Source organism: Intrasporangium calvum, assembly GCF_028446585.1.
Lineage (GTDB): Bacteria > Actinomycetota > Actinomycetes > Actinomycetales > Dermatophilaceae > Intrasporangium > Intrasporangium calvum_A.
In genome coordinates, this window is the sequence record NZ_JAPFQL010000127.1 from 1 (window position 1) to 5,710 (window position 5,710).

General features: G+C 68.5%; 5 protein-coding genes. All 5 read left to right on the top strand.

The annotated features are described in order from the left end of the window. On the top strand, window positions 1-1,981 hold a 1,981-nt coding region (locus OO014_RS18645), incomplete at its 5' end, for an AMP-binding protein (RefSeq protein ID WP_420485528.1). Further along, window positions 1,978-2,850: a branched-chain amino acid ABC transporter permease gene (locus tag OO014_RS18650; protein WP_272463828.1), complete on the top strand. Its 873-nt coding sequence runs from the start codon at window positions 1,978-1,980 to the stop codon at window positions 2,848-2,850. The genes OO014_RS18645 and OO014_RS18650, both read left to right, overlap by 4 nt. A 3-nt stretch (window positions 2,851-2,853) precedes the next feature. Beyond that, window positions 2,854-3,912 (top strand): branched-chain amino acid ABC transporter permease, encoded by a 1,059-nt coding sequence (locus OO014_RS18655; RefSeq protein ID WP_272463829.1) that lies wholly within the window; start codon window positions 2,854-2,856, stop codon window positions 3,910-3,912. 114 nt (window positions 3,913-4,026) lie between these two features. Continuing rightward, window positions 4,027-5,244 (top strand): ABC transporter substrate-binding protein, encoded by a 1,218-nt coding sequence (locus OO014_RS18660; RefSeq protein WP_272463830.1) that lies wholly within the window; start codon window positions 4,027-4,029, stop codon window positions 5,242-5,244. 3 nt (window positions 5,245-5,247) lie between these two features. After that, window positions 5,248-5,710, top strand: a 463-nt coding sequence (locus tag OO014_RS18665; protein WP_272463831.1) for an ATP-binding cassette domain-containing protein, incomplete at its 3' end; no start/stop codon positions are given.

Consider the following 5,710-nt stretch of genomic DNA (forward strand, 5'->3'; position numbering starts at 1 on the left):
GGGGGACACGGGGGGCGGAGCCCCCCGTGGGGACACGTTCCCGAGGCTGCTCGCTCGGCTCGCGACGGAGCGCCCCCACGACACGGCCGTACAGGAGAAGCGCTACGGCATCTGGCAGCCGCTGACGTGGAGCCAGTACAACGGGCGCGTCCGGGACTTCGCCCACGGGCTCGCCGCCCTCGGCGTCGAGCGCGGCGAGATCGTCGCCGTCCTCGGCGACAACCGGCCCGAGTGGCTCATCGCCGAGCTGGCCGCCCAGAGCATCGGCGCCTCCGTCGTCGGCGTCTACCCGACGAGCATCGGCGAGGAGCTGCACCACATCCTGAGCCACTCCCGCGCGCGGGTCGTCGTCGCCGAGGACCAGGAGCAGGTCGACAAGCTGATCCGGCTCCGCTCGGAGACAGAGGCCTCCGGGGCGGAGCTGCGGATGGAGACCGTCGTCTTCTACGACCCCCACGGTCTCGAGGCCTACACCGACGCGTTCCTCAAGGACTTCACGGCCGTCGAGGAGCTGGGCCGCGCCTGGGGCGACGAGCACCCCGGCTGGCTCGACGAGCAGGTCGCGGCCGGCCGGGCCGAGGACGTCGCCGTCATCTGCACGACGTCCGGCACGACGTCACGGCCCAAGCTCGCCGAGCTGTCCCACTCCAACCTGCTGGCCATGGCCGAGCACCTCACCTCGATCGACCCGATCGGGCCCAAGGACCGCTACGTGTCCTTCCTGCCCTTCGCGTGGATCGGTGAGCAGATGCTCGCCGTCGCGTGTGGACTCTCCAAGGGCCTGACGCTGTCGTTCCCCGAGGACTCGTCCACCCAGAAGACCGACCTGCGCGAGATCGGCCCCAACGTCATGTTCTCGCCGCCGCGCATCTGGGAGTCGATGCTCTCCGAGGTCCAGGTCCGGATCGACGAGGCGGGCTGGCTCAAGCGCCAGGTCTTCGGCTGGGGCTACTCCGTCGGCGACCGCGTCGCCGAGCAGCGCATCCACGGCAGGGCCGGCCGCTTCAACCCGCTCTACTGGCTCGCCGACCAGCTCGCCCTGCGGCCCGTCCGGGACCAGCTCGGCCTCGCCCGGATCGACCACGCCTACACCGGTGGCGCCCCCCTCGGCCCCGACGTCTTCCGCTTCTTCCACGCGATCGGCGTCAACCTCAAGCAGATCTACGGCCAGACCGAGATCTGCGGCATCGCGGTCGTCCACCGCGACGACGACATCGCCTTCGCGTCGGTCGGCACCCCGATCCCCGGCACGGAGATCCGGATCACCGACGACGGCGAGATCCTCCTCAGGTCCGCCTCGGTCTTCCGCGGCTACCACCGCAATCCCGAGGCGACGGCCGAGGCGGTCGACACCGAGGGCTGGCTGCACACCGGTGACGCCGGCTACCTCGACGACGAGGGCCACCTCGTCGTCATCGACCGGGCCAAGGACGTGCTGACGACCAAGGACGGCACCCGCTTCTCCAGCGCGTTCATCGAGAACAAGCTGAAGTTCTCGCCCTACGTCGAGGAGGCCGTCACCTTCCCGACCGACGACGGCATGACCGCGATGCTCACCATCGACCCGATGACCACCGGTTCGTGGGCGGAGCACGAGCGCCTCAGCTACACGACCTACACCGACCTCGCCGGCAAGCAGGAGGTCCGCGACCTCATCGCCGAGGAGGTCCTGCGGTCCAACGAGGACCTCCCGGAGAGCATCCGGATCAAGCGGTTCGTCCTGCTGCACAAGCAGTTCGACCCCGATGACGACGAGATCACCCGCACCCGCAAGGTCCGGCGCAACGTCATCGCCGACCGTTACGGCCAGATCATCGACGCCCTCGCGCAGGGCTCCGACGACGTGACGATCCGCAGCCTCGTCACCTACCAGGACGGGACACAGGTCGAGCGCAACCTCGTCCTGAAGATCGTCGACATGTCCACCTTCCGTGCTCCCGAAGGCCGGGGGCGCCGACCCGTCTGGAGCGGCCGCCGATGAACACCTTCATCTCGCTCACCGTCTACGGCCTGTCCGACGGAGCCCTGCTCGCGCTGGCTGCCCTCGGCTTCGTCCTCATCTACAAGGCAACCCGCGTCATCAACTTCGCCCAGGGCGAGTTCCTCCTCGTCGGCGCCTACATGTTCTACACGGCGTTCGTCGTCATGCGACTGCCGCTCATCCTCGCCGCGCTCTTCGGCGTCCTCGTCGCGATCGTCCTCGGTGTCGTCGTCGAACGGTTCGTCCTTCGCCCGCTCATCGGCGAGCACGCCATCAGCGTCATCATGGTGACCATCGGTCTGTCGGCGGTCCTCAAGGCGCTCGTCCAGATCTTCTACGGCACCGCGGTCCGCGAGCAGCCACCGATCCTGCCGACCGGCACGATCCAGGTCGCCGGCGCCACCGTCCCGCTCAACCGCCTCATCGTCATCGGCATCGCCGCGATCGTCCTCTTCGCCTTCTCGGCCTTCTTCCAGCGGTCCCGGCACGGTGTGGCGATGCGCGCCGTCGCCGACGACCAGCAGGCCGCCCTGACGATGGGCATCTCGGTCAAGCGTGTCTTCAGCCTCGCCTGGGTCCTCGCCGCGATCTCCGCCCTGATCGCCGGTGTCCTCCTCGCCGACCTGTCCGCGGTCGAGCAGGGCATTGCCGGCTTCGGGCTGATGGTCTTCCCGGTCGTCATCCTCGGCGGTCTCGACTCCGTGCCCGGCACGGTCGTCGGCGGCCTCGTGATCGGCCTGCTCAAGCAATACGTCTCGGGCTACGCCGATCCCGGCCTGGCCGAGGTGATCCCCTACATCGTGCTGGTGGCCATCCTCATCGTTCGGCCCTACGGCATCTTCGGCGAGACACGGATCGAGAGGGTCTGACCCATGGCGACTGCCACCGGCATCCACCACCGGACCTACCGGTCCGAGCTGCGCCTGCGGCACACGAAGGCAGAGTACTTTCGGCTCGCCCTCATGCTCGTGCTGCTCCTGTCCGCGCCCTACGTCCTCGACAAGTACTGGCTCGGCATCACCAACGTCATCCTGATCTCCGTGATCGGGGCCGTCGGTCTCAACATCCTCGTCGGCTTCACCGGCCAGATCTCCCTCGGCCAGGGCGGCTTCCTCGCGGTCGGCGCGTTCACCTCGGCGATCATCTCCGACCGTGCCGGAGTCCCGGTGCCGATCAGCATCCTCATCGCCGTCGTCATGACCGCCGCCGTGGGCGCCTTCTTCGGACTGCCGGCCCTGCGCCTCAAGGGCCTCTACCTCGCGATCGCCACCCTCGCGTCGCAGGAGATCATCATGTTCGTCGTCCGCCGCTGGGAGTGGCTGACGGAGGGCAAGGGCTTCCTCGAGGTCAAGCGGCTCCAGGTCGGCGGCTTCGAGATCGAGCGGCGGATGTTCGAGGTCCAGTGGTACTGGATCCTCCTCGCCCTCGCGATCCTCGCCGTCGTCGTCGCCCGCAACCTCTTCCGGACCACGCTCGGCCGCAGCTTCATGGCCGTGCGCGACCAGGACATCGCGGCCGAGGCCATCGGTGTCAACATCACCCGTGCGAAGGTCACCGCCTTCGCCGTGTCGAGCGGCTTCGTCGGCCTCGCCGGCGCCCTGACCGCTCACTACACCGAGACCGTCACCTGGGAGCGCTTCACCCTCGACGTCTCGGTGCTCTACCTGGCGATGATCATCGTCGGCGGTCTCGGCAGCATCGCCGGGGCGGTCTACGGTGCGATCTTCATGGGCCTGCTCCCGGCCCTGCTCACGGAGCTCGTCGACGTCCTCGGCTCGAGCATGCCGGCCCTGTCCGACCAGCTCCCCGCCCTCAAGAACGCGGTCTTCGGCATCGCGATCATCGTCTTCCTCCTCGTCGAACCGAGAGGACTCGACCGGATCTGGACCCGGATGAAGGACTACATCCGGTTCTGGCCCTTCCGCTATTAGCCACGGGCCCAGCCGGGCACGAGGCGAGCGGACCCCGCGGACCGAGCCCAGCGGCATACGACCTCTTCACCCACGCAGTACCCGCCGAACCGGCGACCGAGAAATGGAGAAGAAATGAAGTTCAGCACCCGCTACGCGGCGGTCGCCACGACGGCAGCCGCAGCGCTCGCCCTGTCCGCCTGCGGCGGCGCGGCCACCGAGGGCGGCTCCGGCGACGGCGCCTCCGGCGACACGGCCCCGATCAAGATCGGCATCATCGCCGACCGCACCGGCGCCACCGGCGACGTAGGCACGCCCTACAACGACGGCATGCTCGGCTACATCGACTGGATCAACAGCAAGGGCGGCATCAAGGGCCACAAGATCGACGCCGACTCCAACGACTACGCCTACAAGGTCCCCACGGCCGAGGAGCTCTACAAGAAGTACGTCAACGACGAGGCCGTCGTCATCCAGGGCTGGGGCACCGGCGACTCGGAGGCCCTGCGCACCAAGGTCGCCGCGGACAAGCTCCCCTTCATGTCGGCCTCCTACGCCGAGGCCTTGACCGACCCGAAGGAGTCCCCGTACAACTTCGTCGTCGCGCCCACGTACTCCGACCAGATGCGCGTCGCGCTCAACTGGATCGCCAAGGACGCCGGCGGCAAGGCCGAGGTCGCGGTCTTCCACAACGACAGCCCCTTCGGCCTCGCACCCGTCGCCGACGGCCAGTCGTGGGTCACCGAGAAGGGCCTCAACCTCGGCTACAAGGCCTACCCGATGCCGAAGACGCCGAACCAGGTCGGCCTGCTCACCCAGGCCAAGGCCCAGGGCGCGAAGTACATCGTCATCCAGAACGTCTCCTCGCCGGCCGCCCAGGTCGCCAAGGACATCAAGGCCCAGGGCCTCGACATGAAGATCGTCTGCCTCAACTGGTGCGCTGACGAGCTGTTCATCAAGACCGCGGGCGCCGACAACGCCGAGGGCCACGTCATGGTCCAGCCGTTCGCTCCGCCGTCGGCCCAGAAGCCCGGCCACGCCGCGATCGACGAGTACCTCAAGAGCAAGGGCTCGTCCCTCGCCGACAAGGGCCTGCACTACGCGCAGGGCTGGTACACGATGGACGTGATGGCCAAGGGCATCGAGAAGGCCCTGGACGCCGGTGGCGAGCTGACCGGTGAGGCCGTCAAGACCGCCCTCGAGTCGATCTCCGTCGACACCGGCGGCGTCGTCGGCGCCGGCACGGTCGCCTTCACGGCCGACTCGCACCGCGGGTCCACCGGCACCGGCATCTACGAGGTCAAGGGCGGCCAGATGGTCGAGCTCGCGGCCAACCAGACGCCGGAGTCCTGATCGATGAGCTCGGTCGAAGTGGGAAGGAAGGGGGCGGCCGGTGCCTCGGCGCCGGCCGCCGACCTCCTCACCCTCAACAACGTCGAGGTCATCTATGACGACGTGATCCTCGTGCTCCGCGGGCTGTCGCTCGCGGTGCCCGAGGGCCAGATCGTCGCCCTGCTCGGCTCCAACGGTGCGGGCAAGTCGACGACGCTCAAGGCGGTCTCCGGCCTGCTCCCGACCGAGCACGGCGAGGTGACGGACGGGTCGATCGTCTTCGGCGGTCAGAACGTCACGCACCTCGACGCGGCCGAGCGCGTCAAGCTGGGAATGTCCCTCTGCATGGAGGGGCGGCACGTCTTCGAGCACCTGACGGTCGAGGAGAACCTCATCTCCGGGGCCTACTTCCGCGGACGCATCGACACGAAGGCCGACCTCGACGAGGTCTATGCCCTCCTGCCGAAGCTCGGCGACATGCGGGCCC